General features: G+C 59.3%; 19 protein-coding genes and 2 tRNA genes. 16 read left to right on the plus strand and 5 right to left on the minus strand.

All coding sequences use genetic code 11. From position 1 onward, the window contains the following. Positions 1-74: 74 nt before the first annotated feature. The 6 genes from DWV57_RS08345 (at position 75) to DWV57_RS08370 (ending at position 5,598) form a co-directional block, all read left to right on the plus strand. Positions 75-1,616: a sugar ABC transporter ATP-binding protein gene (locus DWV57_RS08345; RefSeq protein WP_120020511.1), complete on the plus strand. Its 1,542-nt coding sequence runs from the start codon at positions 75-77 to the stop codon at positions 1,614-1,616. A gap of 18 nt (positions 1,617-1,634) precedes the next feature. Next, positions 1,635-2,633 carry a beta-methylgalactoside transporter gene (locus DWV57_RS08350; RefSeq protein ID WP_097775075.1) on the plus strand — a complete coding sequence of 333 codons (999 nt, stop codon included), beginning with the start codon at positions 1,635-1,637 and terminating at the stop codon, positions 2,631-2,633. 99 nt (positions 2,634-2,732) lie between these two features. Beyond that, positions 2,733-3,053, plus strand: coding sequence for a hypothetical protein (locus tag DWV57_RS08355; RefSeq protein WP_097775076.1), 321 nt, complete (start codon positions 2,733-2,735; stop codon positions 3,051-3,053). A gap of 100 nt (positions 3,054-3,153) precedes the next feature. Next, entirely contained in the window at positions 3,154-4,140 is a 987-nt protein-coding gene (locus DWV57_RS08360) for a TAXI family TRAP transporter solute-binding subunit (RefSeq protein ID WP_165853681.1), read from the plus strand. 14 nt (positions 4,141-4,154) lie between these two features. Next, positions 4,155-5,342, plus strand: a complete 1,188-nt coding sequence (gene gltS / locus DWV57_RS08365; protein WP_097775078.1) for a sodium/glutamate symporter — start codon at positions 4,155-4,157, stop codon at positions 5,340-5,342. Between the two features lie 52 nt (positions 5,343-5,394). Continuing rightward, complete coding sequence (locus DWV57_RS08370; RefSeq protein ID WP_118529048.1) at positions 5,395-5,598, plus strand: hypothetical protein; 204 nt, start codon at positions 5,395-5,397, stop codon at positions 5,596-5,598. 138 nt (positions 5,599-5,736) lie between these two features. Here DWV57_RS08370 and DWV57_RS08375 read toward each other — a convergent pair whose 3' ends face one another. Continuing rightward, positions 5,737-7,107 (minus strand): NCS2 family permease, encoded by a 1,371-nt coding sequence (locus DWV57_RS08375; RefSeq protein WP_120020513.1) that lies wholly within the window; start codon positions 7,105-7,107, stop codon positions 5,737-5,739. A gap of 381 nt (positions 7,108-7,488) precedes the next feature. Here DWV57_RS08375 and DWV57_RS08380 point away from each other — a divergent pair, with 381 nt between their 5' ends. The 10 genes from DWV57_RS08380 (at position 7,489) to DWV57_RS08425 (ending at position 17,177) form a co-directional block, all read left to right on the plus strand. Beyond that, positions 7,489-7,770: a chemotaxis protein gene (locus DWV57_RS08380; RefSeq protein WP_120020514.1), complete on the plus strand. Its 282-nt coding sequence runs from the start codon at positions 7,489-7,491 to the stop codon at positions 7,768-7,770. Then, positions 7,767-9,215 carry a phage terminase large subunit gene (locus tag DWV57_RS08385; RefSeq protein ID WP_120020515.1) on the plus strand — a complete coding sequence of 483 codons (1,449 nt, stop codon included), beginning with the start codon at positions 7,767-7,769 and terminating at the stop codon, positions 9,213-9,215. Before DWV57_RS08380 ends, DWV57_RS08385 begins: the two co-directional genes overlap by 4 nt. A 12-nt stretch (positions 9,216-9,227) precedes the next feature. Then, on the plus strand, positions 9,228-11,042 hold the full coding sequence (locus DWV57_RS08390) for a hypothetical protein (protein WP_120020516.1): 1,815 nt from the start codon (positions 9,228-9,230) through the stop codon (positions 11,040-11,042). A 16-nt stretch (positions 11,043-11,058) separates the two neighbouring features. After that, positions 11,059-12,006 (plus strand): ribosomal-processing cysteine protease Prp, encoded by a 948-nt coding sequence (locus tag DWV57_RS08395; protein WP_120020517.1) that lies wholly within the window; start codon positions 11,059-11,061, stop codon positions 12,004-12,006. A 22-nt stretch (positions 12,007-12,028) separates the two neighbouring features. After that, complete coding sequence (locus DWV57_RS08400; RefSeq protein WP_097781533.1) at positions 12,029-13,033, plus strand: N4-gp56 family major capsid protein; 1,005 nt, start codon at positions 12,029-12,031, stop codon at positions 13,031-13,033. A gap of 13 nt (positions 13,034-13,046) precedes the next feature. Next, the gene (locus DWV57_RS08405) at positions 13,047-13,262 is read left to right on the plus strand and encodes a hypothetical protein (RefSeq protein WP_097775085.1); all 216 of its coding nucleotides are present in this window, start codon (positions 13,047-13,049) and stop codon (positions 13,260-13,262) included. 71 nt (positions 13,263-13,333) lie between these two features. Beyond that, positions 13,334-13,717 carry a hypothetical protein gene (locus tag DWV57_RS08410; RefSeq protein ID WP_120020518.1) on the plus strand — a complete coding sequence of 128 codons (384 nt, stop codon included), beginning with the start codon at positions 13,334-13,336 and terminating at the stop codon, positions 13,715-13,717. Positions 13,718-13,729: 12 nt separating this feature from the next. Beyond that, on the plus strand, positions 13,730-15,625 hold the full coding sequence (locus tag DWV57_RS08415) for a hypothetical protein (RefSeq protein WP_120020519.1): 1,896 nt from the start codon (positions 13,730-13,732) through the stop codon (positions 15,623-15,625). Then, on the plus strand, positions 15,613-15,798 hold the full coding sequence (locus DWV57_RS08420; protein WP_005944623.1) for a hypothetical protein: 186 nt from the start codon (positions 15,613-15,615) through the stop codon (positions 15,796-15,798). The genes DWV57_RS08415 and DWV57_RS08420 overlap by 13 nt, the downstream gene beginning before the upstream one ends. 14 nt (positions 15,799-15,812) lie before the next feature. After that, on the plus strand, positions 15,813-17,177 hold the full coding sequence (locus DWV57_RS08425; protein WP_120020520.1) for a cell envelope biogenesis protein TolA: 1,365 nt from the start codon (positions 15,813-15,815) through the stop codon (positions 17,175-17,177). Between the two features lie 342 nt (positions 17,178-17,519). Here DWV57_RS08425 and DWV57_RS08430 read toward each other — a convergent pair. The 4 genes from DWV57_RS08430 to DWV57_RS08445 form a co-directional block, all read right to left on the minus strand. Then, positions 17,520-17,596, minus strand: a tRNA-His gene (locus DWV57_RS08430). Between the two features lie 8 nt (positions 17,597-17,604). Continuing rightward, a tRNA-Arg gene (locus tag DWV57_RS08435) sits at positions 17,605-17,678 on the minus strand. A gap of 144 nt (positions 17,679-17,822) precedes the next feature. Beyond that, entirely contained in the window at positions 17,823-18,359 is a 537-nt protein-coding gene (locus tag DWV57_RS08440) for a phosphatase PAP2 family protein (protein WP_118529060.1), read from the minus strand. A gap of 31 nt (positions 18,360-18,390) precedes the next feature. Beyond that, positions 18,391-18,954, minus strand: a complete 564-nt coding sequence (locus tag DWV57_RS08445) for a DUF1643 domain-containing protein (protein ID WP_097776400.1) — start codon at positions 18,952-18,954, stop codon at positions 18,391-18,393. Between the last annotated feature and the right edge of the window lie 145 nt (positions 18,955-19,099).

Raw genomic sequence — 19,099 nt, forward strand, 5'->3', positions numbered from 1 at the left:
CTCCGCGCACGCGCCTTGTTTTGAAAAAAGGTTTTTCTGCGGCCTTATAACAAACGACAAGGAGGCTCTACGGAATGTCAGAATACCGTCTGGTAATGAAAGGCGTGGTCAAGACCTTCCCCGGCGTCAAAGCGCTGGATCACGCCCAGTTGGAGCTTCGCCCCGGTAAGGTCATGGCGCTGATGGGTGAAAACGGCGCCGGTAAGTCCACACTGATGAAATGCATGTTTGGCATTTACAAGATGGACGAGGGCGAAATTGAATACGAGGGCGAAAAAGTTACCATCACCACCCCTCTGGATGCACTGAACCGCGGCATTGCCATGGTGCATCAGGAACTGCAGCCGATCCCGGCACGTACTGTGGCCGAGAACATCTGGCTGGGCCGCTACCCCACCAAAAAGTACGGCCCTGTTACGGTGGTGGATCACGCCAAAATGTACAAGGATACGGAGGAGCTGCTGAAAAAGCTGAAGCTGGAGATCAATCCCCATGCAAAGCTTGGCTCTCTGAGCATCGCACAGATGCAGATGGTGGAAATTGCAAAGGCTGTTTCCGCAAACTGCAAGGTGCTGATCCTGGACGAGCCCACTTCCTCGCTGACCGCAAACGAAGTGGAATCTCTGTTCCGCATCATGCGCGAGCTGAAGGCTCTGGGCGTGGCACTGGTCTATATCAGCCACAAAATGGACGAGATCAAGGTGATCGCGGATGAAGTCACCATCATGCGCGATGGCCAGTACATCGGTAAGTGGGACGTTGCCAACATGACCAAGGAAGAGATCATTGCAAAGATGGTCGGCCGTGAGCTGTCGAACCTGTATCCCCCGCTGGAGAACCATCCCTCGGACGAGGTCATGATGAAGGTGGAGGACTTTACCTCCATCCATCCGCGTTCCTTCCGCCACTGCAGCTTCGAGATCAAAAAAGGCGAGATCCTGGGCGTGGCCGGTCTGGTGGGCGCACAGCGCACCGAGCTGATGGAAGGCATCTTCGGCCTGCGTGCCCATACCTCTGGTAAGGTGTGGATCAAGGGCGAAGAGGTCAACATCAAGCAGCCCCGCGATGCCATCCAGAAGAGCGTTGCTCTGCTGACCGAGGACCGCCGTGCCACCGGCATCATGGGTGTGCTGAGCGTGGCCGATAACATCTCCATTGCATCACTGGATGCCCTGCGCAAGGGCCCCATCATGCTGGACAACAAAAAGATCCTGGATCTGGTGGCTACCAACAAGGAAAAGATGGCCATCAAGGTACCCAGCCCCAAGACCCAGATCAAGAGCCTTTCCGGCGGCAACCAGCAGAAGGTGCTGATCGCCCGCTGGCTTGCCAACAACCCCGATGTGCTCATTCTGGACGAGCCTACCCGCGGCATCGACGTCGGTGCAAAGTATGAAATTTACTGCATCATCGCCGATCTGGCCAAGCAGGGCAAGAGCATTATCATGATCTCCTCCGAAATGAGCGAGATCATCGGTATGTCCAACCGTGTCATGGTCATGTGCGATGGCCGTATCACCGGCTTTATCAACGGTAAGGACGCTACGCAGGAAAACATCATGGCACTGGCTACCCAGTTCGAGACCGCACCTGACGCAGCTGCGGCAAATCAGTAATTAAGGAGGCTGTCTATCGTGGAAGCTACCAAAAAATTGAATGGCAAGGCTGTGGGCAAGTGGCTCAGCAACAACGCCATTATTATGATGATGCTGGCCATCACTCTGATCGTTGGCATCATGCACCCCAACTTCTTCTCCGGCACCAACATGATCAACCTGTTCAAGAACGTGTCCATCCGCTACATCATCGCGCTGGGCATTTCCGGCTGCCTAATCACCACCGGTAACGACCTGTCGGCCGGTCGTCTGGCTGGTTTTGCCGCCTGCCTTGCCTGCATTTTTGCGCAGACCGAGGGCGCATCCGGTAAGTTCTACCCCAACATGCACACCCTGTCCACCCCCGTGGTGTTCATTCTGGTTATTGCCATCTGCGCCATCGTGGGTCTGTGCAACGGTCTGGTGGTCAGCTACCTGAAGGTGCAGCCCTTCATTGCTACCTTGGGTATGCAGCAGGTGGTCTACGGTATCTGCCTGGTGTACACCGGCGGTACCCCCATCGGCTCTTTGAACAAAAACTTCACCTCTCTGGCCTCCAACACCATCATCGGTGTGCCTGTGCTGATCTGGATCGCTCTGATCGTGGCCGGGTGCTTCTGGTTCCTGTACAACAAGACCCGTCACGGCAAGTACATGTACGCCATCGGCGGCAACGAAGCTGCTGCTGAGGTGGCCGGTGTCAACGTCAACGCCACCAAGATCCGCATCTACATCCTGGCTTCCTGCATGTTCGGTCTGGCAGGCTGCCTGCTGGCTGCAAAGTCCGGCGGCGCATCCGTCAACACCGCACAGGGCTATGAGCTGGACGCCATCGCAGCCTGCACCATCGGCGGTGTTTCCACCACCGGCGGCGTCGGCACTGTGCCCGGCGTTCTGGTCGGCGTTCTGGTTTTTGAGCTGATGAAGGTGGCTCTGCAGTTCATGAACGTGAACTCCTCCTACACCTACATCGTTCAGGGCCTGGTCATCATCGTGGCTGTGGCCATCGATATCCGCAAGTATCTGGCAAAGAAGTAAGAGCTTTTTCTGTGGGTCGTCTGCTTTTGGGCAGGCGGCCCGCTTTTTTTATCTGCATTTGTGTGGTATTATAATAAAAACACCATCAGGAGGTACGTTATGGCACAGGAAAAACAGACACCCGAAGAGCGCGAGGCTGAACTTGCCCGCCGGGAAGCTGCCCTTGCGGCCCGGGAAGCACAGCTGGCGCAGGAACAGGCGGAGCTGGCAGGCCGGAAGGCAGACTTTGAGGAAGGCAAAAAGAGCCTGCTCAACAACGGTGACAAGAATTTTGTGAACGCGAAAGAAAAGATGTACGACCATTTTCCGCTGACAGTACACCAGATGGATATTATCATCGGAGTGCTGTTTGCACTGATCGCACTGTTCCTTGTGCTGGGGGTGACCCATACCAGCTTCTTCGGGCTGTTCGGAGGGTAAGTGCATTCCTTTTCTACAGAAGGTGATTGCATTTCATCCGAAATATGCGTATAATTTGGGGTAAAAGCTCTGCCGCACTGCGGCGGCAGGAAGAGGAGTGGTGATCTTGAAAAAGAAATGGCTCGCGGCGGTGCTGGCCGGAGCTTTGCTGGCAGCAGCACTGCTGAGCGGATGCTCGTCGGTGGAGACCGTTAAACGGCTGCGCTTCGGTGTGGCTGGCGAGGGCGGCATCTACCGGGAGTTCGGTGAGCGGTTCGCAGCATTGGAAAATGAGACGGACAACGGGCAGGTGGAGCTGAAGGCTACCGCCGGTTCCGCAGCGAACCTGCGTCTGCTGGCCGGCGAATACCTGCAGCTGGCCATTGCACAGGCAGACCTTGTGCAGGATGCCTATGACCAGACCGGCATCTTTGCCGACGAGGAGGAAAGCCGGGGCTTTGGTGCCGTGGCGGCGCTGTACACCGAGACCTGTCAGGTGGTGGTGCGGGCGGATTCCGACATCCAGTCCATTGAGGACCTGCATGGCAGGACGGTGAGCATTGGCGCGGAGGAATCCGGTTCGGAGCAGAACGCGCGGCAGATCTTATCTGCCTATGGCCTGAACGACAAGATGGTGAGCATGGTAAACCTGAACTATGAGGATGCCGCTGCCCAGCTGAAGGCGGGCAGGGTGGATGCCATCTTTATGACGGTGGGCGCGCCCAGCCCGGTGCTGACCGCTCTGGCAGGCGAGTGCGGCATCCGGCTGCTGAAGGTGGACGGTGCGGCAGCACAGCGCCTGCAGAGCGCTTACAGCGCCTACAGCGGCGTTACGCTGCCGGCAGGCACCTATCCCGGACAGACGGAAAAGGTGCAGACGGTGGGCGTGAAAGCCGTTCTGCTGGCCAGCAACGCGCTGCCTGCAAAGCAGGTGCAGCAGCTGACACAGCTTCTGTTCTCCAGCCGGGAAGGGCTGGAAGAGCAGCTGGGCATCCCGCTGGACCCGGAGGAAAACGCAGTAGAGGGCGTTGGCATCCCGTTCCATGCGGGCGCGGCCGCATACTATAAGGCGGCAGGAATTACGGTCGATGAAGTGGCTGGGAACTGAGGGAAAGTAGAGCAATGAAGATCGAATTGGATATGTATCAGACACTGGCCGTTGCTGTGCTGGTGCTGATGCTGGGCAAATTTTTGCGGGCAAGGGTGCAGGTGCTGGAACGTTTCTGCATTCCGGCTCCGGTCATTGGCGGCGTGCTGTTCGCCATTTTTACCTGTGTGTGCTATGTGACCGGCGTTGCCGAGTTTGCATTTGATGATATTCTAAAGGAAGTCTGCATGGTGATGTTCTTCACCTCAGTGGGCTTCCAGGCAAACCTCAAGGTGCTGAAAAGCGGCGGAAGAGCGATGATCGTGTTTCTGGGCGTAGTCATCGTGCTGATCGTCAGCCAGAACTTTGTAGCCGTGGGGCTGGCAAAGCTGCTGGGCGTGGATGCGCTGGTGGGCCTTTGCACCGGCTCCATCCCCATGGTGGGCGGTCACGGCACCGCCGGTGCCTTTGGCCCGGTGCTGGAGGACTTTGGCATTCAGGGGGCCACCACCCTGTGTACGGCAGCGGCCACCTATGGCCTGATCGCGGGCAGCATGATGGGCGGCCCCATCGGTAAGATGCTCATTGAGCGGCACAACCTGCTGGCCACGGTGGTACCGGAGGATGACAGCCTACTGGTGGAAGAAGAAATGAAGCACGAGCGCCACACCACCATGTACCCGGCGGCAAGCTTCCAGCTGATCGTCGCCATGGGCATCGGCACGGTGCTGTCCAGACTTCTGAGCCTGACGGGCATGACCTTCCCCATTTATATCGGTGCCATGATCGCGGCGGCCATCATCCGCAATGTGGGTGAGTATGGCGGCGGCTACACCGTGTATATGGGCGAGATCAATGACATTGGCGGCATCTGCCTTTCGCTGTTCCTGGGCATGGCCATGATCACCCTGAAGCTGTGGCAGCTGGCAGAGCTGGCCCTGCCGCTGATCGTGCTGCTGGCCGGGCAGACCCTGTTCATGATCCTGTATGTGGTACTGGTGGTGTTCAACATCATGGGCCGCGATTACGACGCGGCGGTGATCGTATCCGGCACCTGCGGCTTTGGCATGGGTGCAACGCCCAACGCCATGGCCAACATGCAGGCCATCTGCGATAAATATTCGCCCTCGGTCAAGGCGTATCTGCTGATCCCGCTGGTGGGCAGTCTGTTTGCGGACTTTCTGAACAGTCTGGTCATTACGGTGTTCATCAATTTTATCTGAAGCTGATCTTTACAGTTCGGGCGGGCTTCCGCACCGGGAAAGGAGACGTGCAATGTCGCTTTATCACCATCTGAAAACGTGGCTCGGAAAAAAGCGGGAGCATCCCCATGAGGAAGAAACCGTGGCCGTGCCGGAGATCCATACCGGCAAGGTGGCACATCATATGGATGCGGACGGCACTCCGGCGGCTGATAAGCCGATCCACTATGATAACGTGGCTATCCCGGAAGTGCATATCCACCCGCGGCGCAAATAACCCTGATCGCTAAAAAAGAATAGTTCCACGCCGGACAGCCCGGAGCGAATGCACAGGCTGTTCCGGATCACAGGAAGCAGAAAAGCTCCCGTCCATCATCAGGACGGGAGCTTTTTTGCTTGCGGTAAGATCAGCGGCTTAGAGGAACACGTACTTGAGGATAAACAGCACGGTCAGCACATACATCAGGGGGCTGATCTTCTTTTCCTTGGCCTTGCCGGTGACCAGATTGATCAGAGTCCAGGAGATCACGCCGATGGCGATGCCCTCGGAAATGCTGTAAGCGGTGGGCATGGCCAGAATGGTCAGGAAGGCGGGGATGCCCTCGCTGGGGTCATTGAAGTCGATCTTGACGGCGGAACCCATCATGTAGAAGCCCACGATGATCAGGGCCGGAGCCGTTGCAAAGGACGGGATGGTGAGGAACAGAGGGCTGAAGATGGTTGCCAGCAGGAACAGGATGCCGGTGGTCATGGCGGTCAGACCGGTGCGGCCGCCCTCGGTAACGCCGGAAGCACTCTCGACGAAGGTGGTGGTGGTGGAAGTGCCCAGCACAGCGCCTGCGCAGGTGGCGATGGAGTCGGCCATCAGTGCGCCCTTGATGTGGGGCAGCTTGCCGTCCTCGTCCAGCATGTCGGCCTTGGAGGCAACACCGATCAGGGTGCCCAGAGTATCGAACAGGTCAACGAACAGGAAGGAGAACATGACGGCGAAGAAGTTCAGGATGCCAACGCCGGAGAAATCGGTCTTGAACACCTGACCGAAGGTCTTGCCCAGCGCGGAGAAGTCGAAGCTGACAAAAGCGGTGGGGATAACGGAGTACATGCCTGCATCGGGGTTGGGAACATAGATGCCGGCGATCTCGCAGAGGATGCCCAGCACCCAGGTGATAAGAATGCCGTACAGGATGCCGCCCTTGACCTTCTTTACCAGCAGGATGGCGGTGATCACGATACCCAACAGGGCAAGGATCGCGCCCATGCCCACGCTGGAGAAGGTCTCGCCCTTGAAGTGCTGGTAGGTGACGAGGGTGGAATCGCTGTTGACGATCAGCTTTGCGTTCTGCAGGCCAACGAAAGCAACGAACAGGCCGATGCCCACGCTGACGGCGCTCTTCAGGGTCATGGGGATGGCATTGAAGATGCCCTCACGGACATTGGTGAGGGACAGCACGATGAAGATGATGCCCTCTACAAAGACGGCCATCAGGGCCAACTGCCAGCTGTAGCCCATGGTGAGAACGACCGTGTAGGAGAAGTAGGCGTTCAGGCCCATGCCGGGTGCCAGTGCAAACGGATAGTTGGCAAGCAGAGCCATAAGCGCAGTGCCAACAAAGGATGCCAGCGCGGTGGCGATCAGAACGGCTTCCGAATCCATGCCGGAAGCAGAAAGAATGTTGGGATTGACCGCAAGGATGTAAGCCATGGTCATGAAGGTGGTGATACCTGCCATGATCTCGGTCTTGACATCGGTGTGGTTCTCCTTCAGATGAAAGATGTTTTCTAACATGAGGAACCTCCTGATTCAGATAAAACATCCCGCCCGTGCGTGGGACGAGAAAGAACAGAACCTATTGTAACATTTTACAAAAGCATTTGTCCACAGAATAAACATACTTTTTTCATTTTCTGTCCAAAAATCGCAAATGAGTATGACTTTGAAGGTTTTCTGCGGGTCTGCCACAAATTTTGATGGAGAAAAAACACTGCTTTTGAAAAGATACGAAACAGCGATGAATTATAAGGAACAAAAGTATACGAATCGGATTCTTGAATTTAAAATATACGCTATGGCCCTGTAAAAGTGCACACTGTTGGGAAAGCAGCACCAGTGGTATCCTTTTGCCATAGCCCAGCACACCAGGGCGGAAAGGAGTTGATACCCAACATCATGGGGCAGACAAAACAGGCCAGAGGGCTGGCCAGCCTGAGCCGAGCCACGGACACCCTGAGCACCCTGCTGGCACAGCAGGTGCGGGAGCTGAATGCCCGGCAAAAGGCGGCAAAAAAGGAAGGCGCATCGGGAACAGGCACCATGAAAGACCTCAAGGAGGCCACGGCGGTGCTCAAGGATCTGGCCGGTGTAGCCAAGACCCTGAACGATCAGGGAGCACAGGCAGAAGGAGCGGAGTGCGGCGTGGTGCTGCTGCCGACGGTGGAGGAAGAGCCATGAGCATTGTACAAGCAAGAGTGCCGGTGGTCTGGCGGCCCCAGCCGCGGCAGGCCGAATTTATGAGCCGCCCGGAACCGGAAGCGCTGTACGGCGGTGCAGCAGGCGGCGGCAAGAGCGACGCGCTGGTGATCGAAGCGCTGCGGCAGGTGCACATTCCGCACTACCGGGCGCTGATCCTGCGCAAGACCTACCCGCAGTTTTCCGATCTGGTGGACAAGAGCCAGGTGTACTACCACAGGGCGTTCCCGCAGGCACAGTACAACGCCACGGCCCATGTGTGGAACTTCCCCAGCGGGGCAAAAATTTACTTTGGCTCCATGCAGTACACCAAGGACCGTACCAATTATCAGGGCAAGGCCTTCGATTTTATCGGCTTTGACGAGCTGACCCACTTTGAATGGGAAGAGTACAGCTACATGATGAGCCGCAACCGTCCCACCGGCCCGGGCACCCGGGTGTACATGCGAGCCACCACGAATCCCGGCGGCATCGGACACGGGTGGGTGAAGGCACGGTTCATCACGCCCGCACCGCCCGGAACGCCTATCACCGAAGAATACACGGTAAAGCTGCCGGACGGCACCGAACAGAAGCTGCAGCGGGCGCGGGTGTTCATCCCTTCCAGCATTTTTGATAACCCCGCCCTGCTGGCAAACGACCCCGGTTACCTTGCAAGCCTTGCCAGTATGCCGGAAGCAGAAAAGCAGGCGCTGCTCTACGGCAGCTGGGACAGCTTTTCCGGGCAGGTGTTTACCGAATGGCGCAACGACCCGGCCCGCTACGAAGACCAGCGCTGGACCCATGTGATCGCACCGTTCACCATCCCGAAGCACTGGCAGCTCTACCGCGGGTTCGATTTTGGCTTTTCCAAGCCGTTCTCGGTGGGGTGGTACGCAGCGGACGAGGAGGGGCGGCTGTACCGCATCAAGGAGCTGTACGGCTGCACCGGCAGGCCGAACGAGGGCCTGCGCATCGACCCGGTGGAACAGGCCCGGCGCATCCGGGAGGCAGAGCAGAACGACCCGCTTTTGCGCGGCAGGGTGATCCACGGCATTGCCGATCCGGCCATCTTTGATGAGAGCCGCGGCGAAAGCATTGCCGCTATGATGGAGCGCAGCCCGAACTTCCTGCGCTGGTCCCCCGGCGACAACACCCGGCTTGCGGGCAAGATGCAGTTCCACTACCGGCTGAATTTTGATGCGGACGGCAGGCCGATGTTTCAGGTGTTCAATACCTGCAAGCACTTTATCCGCACGATCCCGAACCTTGTGTACGACGAAAGCAACGTGGAGGACATCGACACCCGGCAGGAGGATCACATTTACGACGAGTGCCGCTATGTGCTGATGGAGAACCCTATCAGCCCGCCGGTGCGCTGTGCTGCGCCGCCCATGCCCGACGACCCGCTGAACCTGCACAAGCGGGCAAGATTTTACAGAATTTAAAGGAGAAACGCAATGGACGATTACGAGAACGAAGCTTTGCCCGTGGGTGAAGCACAGGTGGCCGAGGCCATGCAGACCTTGCAGCGGTACAAGGCGGGCAAGGCTGCGCTGGACAAGCGCATTGTGGATAACGAGCTGTGGTTCCGCATGGGCCACTGGAAGAACTACCAGAACCCCATGATGCCCGGCAAGGCCCAGCCTTCCAGCGGGTGGCTGTTCAACAGCATTGCCAACAAGCACGCCGATGCCATGGACAACTACCCGGAACCGAACGTGCTGCCCCGAGAGGCAGATGACGAGGACACCGCACGGGCACTTTCCAGCGTTTTGCCGGTGGTGCTGGAACAAGCCGACTACGAGCAGGTGTACAGCGACTGCTGGTGGCGCAAGCTCAAACAGGGCACCGGCGTGACAGGTATCTTCTGGGACCCTGCAATGCGCGGCGGAATTGGCGACATTGCGGTGCGCAGCGTGAACCTGCTGATGCTCTACTGGGAGCCGGGCGTGGCGGATATTCAGGCATCGCCGGACTTTTTCAGCCTGAGCCTTGAGGACACGGCCCGGCTGTGCGCGCAGTACCCGCAGCTGGCAGGACACACCGCCAGCGTGCTGGACGTGCCCCGGTACATCCACGATGAAGGGCAGGACACCAGCTCCAAGAGCGTGGTGGTGGACTGGTACTACAAGCGCCCGGATGAAACGGGGCGCATGGTGCTGCACTACTGCAAGTTCTGCAACGGCGTGGTGCTGTACGCCAGCCAGAACGACCCGGCGCTGGCAGAAAGCGGCCTGTACGACCACGGGCAGTACCCCTTTGTATTTGACCCGCTGTTCGTGGAGGAGGACAGCCCGGCGGGCTTTGGCTACATCGATGTGATGAAGGACTGCCAGACGGCCATTGACAAGATGAACCATGCCATGGACGAGAACGTGCTGCTGAGTGCAAAGCAGCGGTATGTGCTCAGCGACACGGCAGGGGTCAACGAGGAAGAGCTGGCCGATTTCAGCCGGGACATCGTGCATGTGGTGGGACGGCTCAACGACGACAGTTTCCGTCCGCTGCAGACGGCGGGCCTGCAGGGCAACAGCCTGAGTTACCGCCAGAGCCGCATTGAAGAGCTGAAGGAGATCAGCGGCAACCGGGACATGACGCAGGGCGGCACCGCCGGCGGTGTGACCGCTGCCAGCGCCATTGCGGCCTTGCAGGAGGCAGGCAGCAAACTCAGCCGCGATATGCTCAAGAGTGCCTACCGCGCCTTTGCCAAGCAGTGCTACCTGATCATCGAGCTGATGCGCCAGTTCTACGACGAGCAGCGGGTGTTCCGCATCGTGGGCGAAAGCGGCGAGAGCCGGTTCGTGCCCTTCTCGGCGCAGGCGCTGCGGGCGGTGCCCGGCGGCAGTGTGGGCGGCGTGGAACTGGGCAGCCGGGAGCCGATCTTTGACATCGTGGTGAGCGCCGCCAAGAAGAGCACCTTCAGCCGCCTTTCCCAGAACGAGACGGCCAAGGAGTGCTATCAGCTGGGCTTTTTCAAGCCGGAAAATGCCGATGCCGCCCTTGCGGCACTGGAAATGATGGACTTTGAAGGCATTGAGAAGGTGCGTCAGCGGGTGCGGCAGAACGGTACCCTTGCCCAGCAGCTGGCTAGGATGCAGCAGCAGATGGCACAGATGGCGGCGGTGATCGCCCAGCAGGGCACCGGGCCTGACGAACCGGCCCGCAGTGCAGGCGGTGCGTCTGCGCAGAAGGACGGGCAGGCGGTAAAGCTGGCGGGCCTTGGCAATGCCCTGCCGGTGGCCGCCGCTGCACGTGCCATGGACATCCATTAAAAAGGAGGTGAATTTTATGATGAGAGTTTGTTACAGCGAGATGGATACCCCCGCCGGGCTGAGCTGCCGGATGGAAGCTGCCGGTCATGCAGGCTATGCGCCTGCCGGGCAGGACATCGTTTGTGCAGGAGCCAGCACCGTGATGCAGGGCCTTGTGTACCTGCTGGCCGGGGAAGAGAACGCCCACAGCGAAGCCTTTGATGAGCCGGACGGCCCGCGTCTGGCAGTGAGCGTGGATGCGCCCTGCGAAGAATGGGTGCGCGGTGCCTTTGAGCTGGCCAAAGCCTGCTTTGTGCTGCTGGCCGAACGCTACCCGGAGAATGTCCGCTTTGCAGATGTGAGCCGCAGAGGAAAGGAGAGCATGATGGATCTGCAGCTCTTTGCAGAGGGAGAAGCCGCTCCCCCTGCCCTGAGCGAAGCGCAGACCCGGCAGGCGGTGGCCTCCGGCACCATGAAGCCGGACGAAGCAAAAGTACCCGCTGCGCCGCAGGCTTCGGCAGAGAAAACCGTAGAGCTGCAGCCGGAAAAGCCCCGGCAGGAACTGCCTGTGCAGCGCTCAGAACTGCCGCCGCTGTCCAGCTTTGCCCGCAGCACACAGGCTGCTGTGCACAGCCTGCACGCCCGCTGGGCGGCAGAGGAAGCGGCCATGCGCCGCAGCCAGCCGGATTTTGATCTGCAGAACGAGCTGCGCAGCCCGGAGATGCGCCGCCTGATGCAGCTGCCCGGCATGAGGGTGCGGGATGCGTACCGTCTGGCCCACTACGACGAAAACCTGCGCACTGCAGCGCAGGCTGTGGAGCAGGGCGTGGTGGAACGCATTCAGCAGCGGGCCGCACGGCCCACCGAAAACGGCATCCGGCCCGGCGGCGCGGCTACCGTCCGCCCGGATGTAGCCAGCATGACCCGCGCCCAGCGCGAAGCACTGGAACGCCGTGTGCTCCACGGAGCACAGATCGAATTGTGACTATTTTACAAGAGAAAGGAATATGAGCATGAACAAGAATTTCAACATCCAGCTGTTTGCGGAAAACCTGAACACCACCGCTACCATGTCGAAAGAGATGAAGACCTTCTACGAGAAGCGTCTCATCGATCAGGCAGAGCCGCGTCTGGTGCACGACCAGTTTGCGGACTACTACCCTGTGCCCCAGAACGGCGGCAAGACCATTGAGTTCCGCAAGTACGACAGCCTGCCCAAGGCATCCACTCCGCTGACCGAGGGCGTGACCCCGAACGGTCAGGCACTGAATGTGACCACTATCACCAGCGATCTGCACCAGTACGGCGGCTGGACTCCGCTGACCGACGTGCTGCAGATGACCGCCATTGACAACAATGTGGTGCAGGCCACCCGTGTGCTGGCAAGTCAGGCAGGCCGCACCATGGACAGCATTACCCGCGATGTGCTGGCGGGCGGCACCAATGTGATCTATGCGCCCAAGCTGGCCGCAGACGGCACCGAGACTGCCGTTGCCAGCCGCAAGACACTGGACAAGACCTGCACCCTGACCCCGAAGCTGTTCTTTCAGGCGGCGGCACAGCTGGGCGCGATGAACGCCGACCCCATCGGCGACAGCTACATTGCCATCATCCACCCCTACGCTGCCTACGACCTGAAGACCAGCAAGGAGTTCATTGAGGTGCACAAGTACGCCGACCCGGACACCATGTTCCGCGGCGAGATCGGCAAGCTGGGCAACATCCGCTTCATCGAGACCAGCGAGGCCAAGATCTGGAAGGATTCCACCTGCCCGGACGGTCTGGCTGTATTCGGCACGCTGGTGCTGGGTGCCCATGCCTACGGCGTGACCGAGCTGGAAGGCGGCGGTCTGGAGCACATCGTCAAGCAGCTGGGCTACGGCGACGACCCGCTGAACCAGCGCGCTTCCGTGGGCTGGAAGGGCATGCGTGCGGCAGAGCGTTTGGTGGAGCAGTACATGGTGCGCATTGAAAGTGCGTCCAGCTATTCTGCTACCGCTGCCGCAAACTGAGGAGGCGTGAGCCATGGCTGAAAAGAAAAATGTGCGCATCCGGCTGTTCAAGGATAACAGCCGCTACAAGGGCGATCTGTTCGTCAGCGTGAACGGTGTGAACTATAAGATCCGCCGCGGCGTGGAGGTGGAAGTGCCGCCCGAAGTGGCCGAGGTGCTGGAGCACAGCCAGATGCAGGATGAGCTGACCGCCGCCCGCATTGCGGCGGCAGAGAACGCCGCCCAGTAAACCCGCAACAGACAAAAAGCCCGGCTGGGGAGTCTGTCCGGCCGGGCCTTTATAAAAAGGAGAGTGAGCATATGACCGTAGGACAGGCGCTGGAACGCGCCGAAGAGCTGCGCCCGGGCAGCCGCATTGCGTTGGCCACCCGGCAGGCGTGGCTGAAGGAAGCAGACGCGATGCTGCGGGAACGCTTTTTTAAAAACAGCATCACAGATGCATACGACGATGTGGGCGCAGACCTTGCATGGGACGACAGCCTGCAGGACGACGATGTGCTGCTGGCACCGGCACCTTTTGATGCGCTGTATCCGCATTATCTGTGTGCCATGACCGATGCGGCCCTTGGTGAGACCGACCGCTACGCCGGGGAACAGGCCCAGTACAACAGCCTGCTGGCAGATCTGGCGGCGTGGCTGCGGCGCAGCTACCCGACCCTGACGGGTGCCCAGTGGCGCTGGTAAGGAGGTGAGAGCATGGTTCTGGCAAACAGAGCGAAGCTGCAGAACAGCCGCAGCCTTGTGCGGGTATTCGGCGGGCTGAACGAGACCTATGCCTGCTCGGAAGCAGAGTACAGCGCGGGCGTGAATTTTTCTGCCCGGGATTTCCCGGCGCTGAGCACCCGCAAGCCGCGCCGCAAGCTGAGGGAGTTGACCGGGCTGAACGGCATGTATCACCTGAACGGGCTGCTGACCGTCTGTGGGAAGGATCTGATCTACACGCCGGATGCCGACGGCGCGAACCCGGTGACCTGCACCGAGGCAGTGACCGACGGCAAAAAGGCACTGGTGGGCATTGGTACAAAAATCCTGATCTTCCCGGACAAGGTAGCCTTTGATACAGCGGACGGAAGTGTTTCGGCACTGGGAGCTGTATGGCAGGCAGAGGGACAGAGCGTGCAGTTTGCACCCTGCGATGCCGTGGGCAAGACCTACGAGGTGAGCGGTTACGGCAAGGAGGAACCGGAGAAGCCTGCAGACGGACAGCTCTTTTTGAAGGTGGAGGACGAGGAGCACCCATGGGCCAGCACCAGCACACTGGAAGAGTACAGCACATCCTCCGGCAGCTGGACGGCAGTGCCGTTGGAATACTGCCGCATCACAGCGGCGGGCGCGCAGAGGCTATTTGCCCAGTGGGACACCGTGACCGTGCAGGGCACGGCAGCACAGCAGGCTGGCATGTGGACAAAGCTGGACGGGGATCTGGTGGTTTACGATGTGCTGGAAAACGGGCTGCGCGTGCGGGTAAGCCCGGAGGGAGATCATGTTTACGGCACGCTGGTGCAGAGCGCCGAGAGCGCCCAGTGGACCAGCTTGGACGGCAAGGAGACACGCAGCTTTGCGGTGAGCACGCCGGTGCGGATGGAACGCCGCGTGCCGGATCTGGACTACGTTACCGAGTGCGACAACCGGGTATGGGGCTGCAGCAGCAAGGAAAACGTGATCTATGCCTGCCGCTTAGGCGACCCCACCAACTGGTTTTCCTACCGGGGCATTGCGGCAGACAGCTACGCAGTGACGGTGGGCAGCGATGGTGCGTTTACCGGCGCGGCCACATGCATGGGCTATGCACTGTTCTTTAAGGAGAACACACTGCACAAGCTCTATGGCTCCAAGCCTTCGGATTTTCAGCTCACCTCGCTGCGCTGCCGGGGCGTTGCCAAAAACGCGGCGCGCAGCCTGTGTGTGCTGAACGAGACGCTCTATTATCTTTCGCCGGACGGTGTGATGGCATGGGACGGCAGCATTCCAACAAAAGTGTCCGGCGCGTTGGATTCGGGCCGGCTGGCCAATGTGCAGAGCGCGGTGGGCAGTGCGCTGGATGGCCGCTATTACCTGCATGTAGCCCGCACGGCGGCAGGCGAAAATACGGCAAGGCTGCTGGTGTACGATACCGAGCGCGCGCTCTGGAGCGAAGAAAACGTGTGCTCCTACGAGATGACCAGCACCGGCGGACAGCTTTATCTGTGGGACGGGCAGGCACTGTGGGCCGCAGATCCCAGCCGCGAAGCGGACTGGCAGGCCACCGACGGTGTGGAGGAAAAGCTGAACTTTGAGCTGACCACTGGTGACATTGGGCTGGACGGGGCCGAGGACCGGTATCTTTCCCGACTGACGCTGCGGCTGGATGCCGAGTGCAGCAGTACGGTGGAGGTGGCCGCCAGCTATGACGGCGGCCCATGGGAGACGGTGGCAAGCCTGACGGCACAGGACAAGCGGCGCAGCTTTGATCTGCCGTTCGTGCCCCGGAGGCACGGCACCCTGCGGCTGCGCCTGAAGGGCAGGGGACAGATCACCCTGCGCAGCATTGCAAAAACAATGGCCGCTGCCAAGGGCGGCATTGCAGGGAGGTGTGACGAATGGCAAGTGTGATGGGCATTAACAAAATCGGCCTGCCCAAGCTCAGCGAGAACATGGACCCGGAGGATGCCCGTGCCCTGCGCAGCTACCTGTACCAGATGCAGGAACAGCTGCAGTATGTGCTGAGCAATCTGGACGTTGAGAACATGTCCGACGAGATGCGCACGAAACTGCAGAATTTATAAGGAAAGGATCATATATGGCAAACAGAAAGAAAAAGGACGAAGCGCTTGCCGCTGTGCAGGTGCAGACGGAGGGCAGCGGCCAGCCTGCCGTGCAGAGCGGCTATTCGGCGGCAGGACTGGAAAACCGCTCGGAGGTGGAAAACGCGCTGGCAAATTCCAGCTACAAGCCCAGCCAGACCGTGACGGATGCTGCAGATGCGCTGAAGGAGTGGCAGGCAAACCGCCCGGGCGATTATCAGAGCAGCTATCAGGAGCGGATCGACCAGCTTTTGAACCAGCTGCTGCAGCGTGAGAGCTTCCAGTACAGCTACACCAAGGATCCGCTCTACCGCCAGTACGAGCAGAACTATTTGCAGAACGCCCACAACGCCAGCGCAGATGCTGCGGCGCAGGCTGCAGCCCTGACCGGCGGTTATGGCTCCAGCTATGCCACGAGCGCCGCCCAGCAGGCGTATCAGCAGCAGATCGGTGCGCTGAGCAGCGCCATCCCCACGCTGTACAGTCTGGCGCTGGATACGTATACCAGCGGCGGCAACGAGCTGGTGAGCCAGCTGGATCAGCTGAACAACAGCGAACAGGATGCCCAGCAGCAGTACAACAACAAGCTCTCGGACTACTACACCCAGCTGCAGCAGAAGGGCGAAGCATACAACAACGCCTATGCACAGGACTACGGGCAGTATCAGGATTATCTGAGCCAGCTGGGAACCCTGCACGATTATTACTCCGCGCAGGAACAGCAGCAGGCAACACGCCGCCAGCAGGTGTTCAACAATGTGATGACCGTGCTGGGTGTGCTGGGCGATGCGGTGCAGATCGTTCTCAGCGGCACCACGGGCGTTGGCTCCATGCTGAGCGGCCTGCTGAATACCGGCTATAACATCTACTCCGGCAACCGTCAGTACGAGGCAGCCCGTGCGGACACTCAGTGGAACCAGCAGCTGCAGGAGCGTCAGTATCAGGACAGCCTGAACCAGCAGCGCTACGAGAACGAGACGAGCGAGCGGGAGTATCAGGACAAACTCAACCAGCAGAAATTCAACAACGATGTCACAAGCCAGAAGCTGAACATCGCACTGGGCGAGTGGAACCTGAAAAAGTCCAATGCAGCGCAGAAAGCAAGCCGCGCTGGCAGCACGGCGGCAGGCAGTAAGACTGGCGGCCCTGGTACGGGCAGTACGTCCTCCGGTACGGCCAGCCGCAGCACAGGCACTGCAACCCGTCTGGGCAGTGACACCTCCCGGAATGTGACGGTGCCCTACATGGCCATGCTGATGCGCAGCCAGGGCAAGAGCGATACCAGCATCAGCACCGCACTGCGGCAGGATGGCTATTCCAGCGCAGAGATCGCACAGATCCTGCAGCAGATGAAGCGCTGACCGTGCGGATGGATATCAAACAATAAAAAGCATGTGCAGAGCACACAGGAGCCGTTCCGGCCAGAGGTGTTCTGCACATGCTTTTTTAGCAGAAAATAATGGCGTGCTGTTCGAGTCCCACTGGGCACCCCACCAAATAAAAAAATCCGCCGATGCAAAGCATCAGCACAGCATTTGTCTTGGTAGACATTCCTACTGATTGGGACCCGCAGGCTAACCAACAGCCCACTGGGCTGTTGGTTGCTCTGCCGCTGATGCGTCAGAGCCGCCTTGTTCGAGCCCCACTGGGCACGCCCACCAAATAAAAAATCCGCCGATGCAAAGCATCAGCGGATTTTTTGGTGGGGTGCCCAGTGGGACTCGAACCCACGGTCTCCAGATCCACAATCTGGCGCGTTAACCGACTACGCTATGGGCACCACATAGATGCGCCCGAAGGGACTCGAACCCCCGGCCCACTGCTTAGAAGGCAGTTGCTCTATCCACCTGAGCTACGGGCGCACGTTGTAATCCCATGGGTTCCATTATGGCGGCAGCTGTGTGTCGGCACACGCTGCGAGAAGTATAATACCATACAGGCCCCATTCTGTCAAGCAAAAAATGCAAAAATCTTTTTTCTTTTTTCAAAGCCCGCAAAGCACTGCTTTACAGCAGCCACATGCCCGCAAAGCCCAAAGCAAAGCCAAGCGCGGCTCCGCCCACGACATCGCGGATATGGTGCACGCCGGTCAGCACACGGCCAACACAGATGAGCACCGTGATGCCCACCATCACCCAGCCCGCCTTCGGGTAGAAATACATCCATACCATGGCCAGCACGGAAGCGCTCAGTGCGTGGCGGGAGGGAAAGGAGTGTCCCCGAGTCTCCTTGTGCCGCAGCGGTTCAAAGCCGGGCTGTTCATAGGGACGCGGCAGGTTCAGCCTGTCCCGCAGGATGGTGCCGCCCCAGAAGGTAAGCCCCGGCACGAACACCGTCCGCGCAATGACGGCGGTGAGATCCAGCGCGGCTTGACGCTGACTGCCCAGCAGCCGAAACAGCCGGACGTTCAGCAGGCAGAGCAGCACCGGATAACATACAAAAGGGATGAGCGGCAGCCAGCGATCCAGTGCCACCACACAGCGCTTGGCTGTGGGGTGGGCATCCATCCAGCTGTGCAGGGCGTGATAATGTTCTGAGGTCAAAAAGATCCCTCCGCATCGGGCACCTGAAAAATTAAAAGCAGGTGTCCAGATAATTTTCCACATCAAAGGGTTCGGGGGTGGAATCCTTGCGCAGGTACAGCGGGTGGTGGGGGTGGCCCTTTTTGCTGCGCCGGCCAAAGGTGACCCACGGGATCTCCCGTTCCCGCGTCAGGGCCACCATCTCCCGCATCAGGCCGGGCAGATAGTCCCGCTTTTCGATCAGCGTGCCCCACGCTGCCCACATGGTGGGTTCGGTCTGGGCCAGAACTGCCCGGAGCCAGCGCAGGTTTTCGTCGCACAGGGCGCGGTCCGGCACACGGTCCATATCGTTAGGGTCGGTGGCGCGCTGGGGATACACGTTGAACATGATCCAGCTGTCAAAGCCGTTGGCGGCGGCAAGGCGCTCCACACTTTTCAAGGTGGGATCCAGCGCACCGGGCTGGGCGGTGCTGGGGTTGATGCCAATGCATACCAGCGGGTGGGTGCCAATGCGGCCCAGTATGTAACGGTAAGGCTGATATGTATGCGGCTCGTAATACCAGATGCCGCCGGGATATTCGTCGGCCTTGAGTACGGGGATCTGTTCGGTCTGCATGGAAAGAATGCTCCTATCATTGTTTGCTTTCTATTATCGTACCTGAAACTGCAGGATAAATCAACTCTTTTGTGCGGAAAATCCTCCCATAAAATCAAATTTCATGGTATACTAAAGAAGGACGCTGCGGCAGCTGGCTGCAGCG

Origin of the sequence: Faecalibacterium sp. AF10-46 (genome assembly GCF_003604105.1) — a bacterium.
Classification (GTDB): Bacteria; Bacillota; Clostridia; order Oscillospirales; family Ruminococcaceae; genus Faecalibacterium; species Faecalibacterium taiwanense.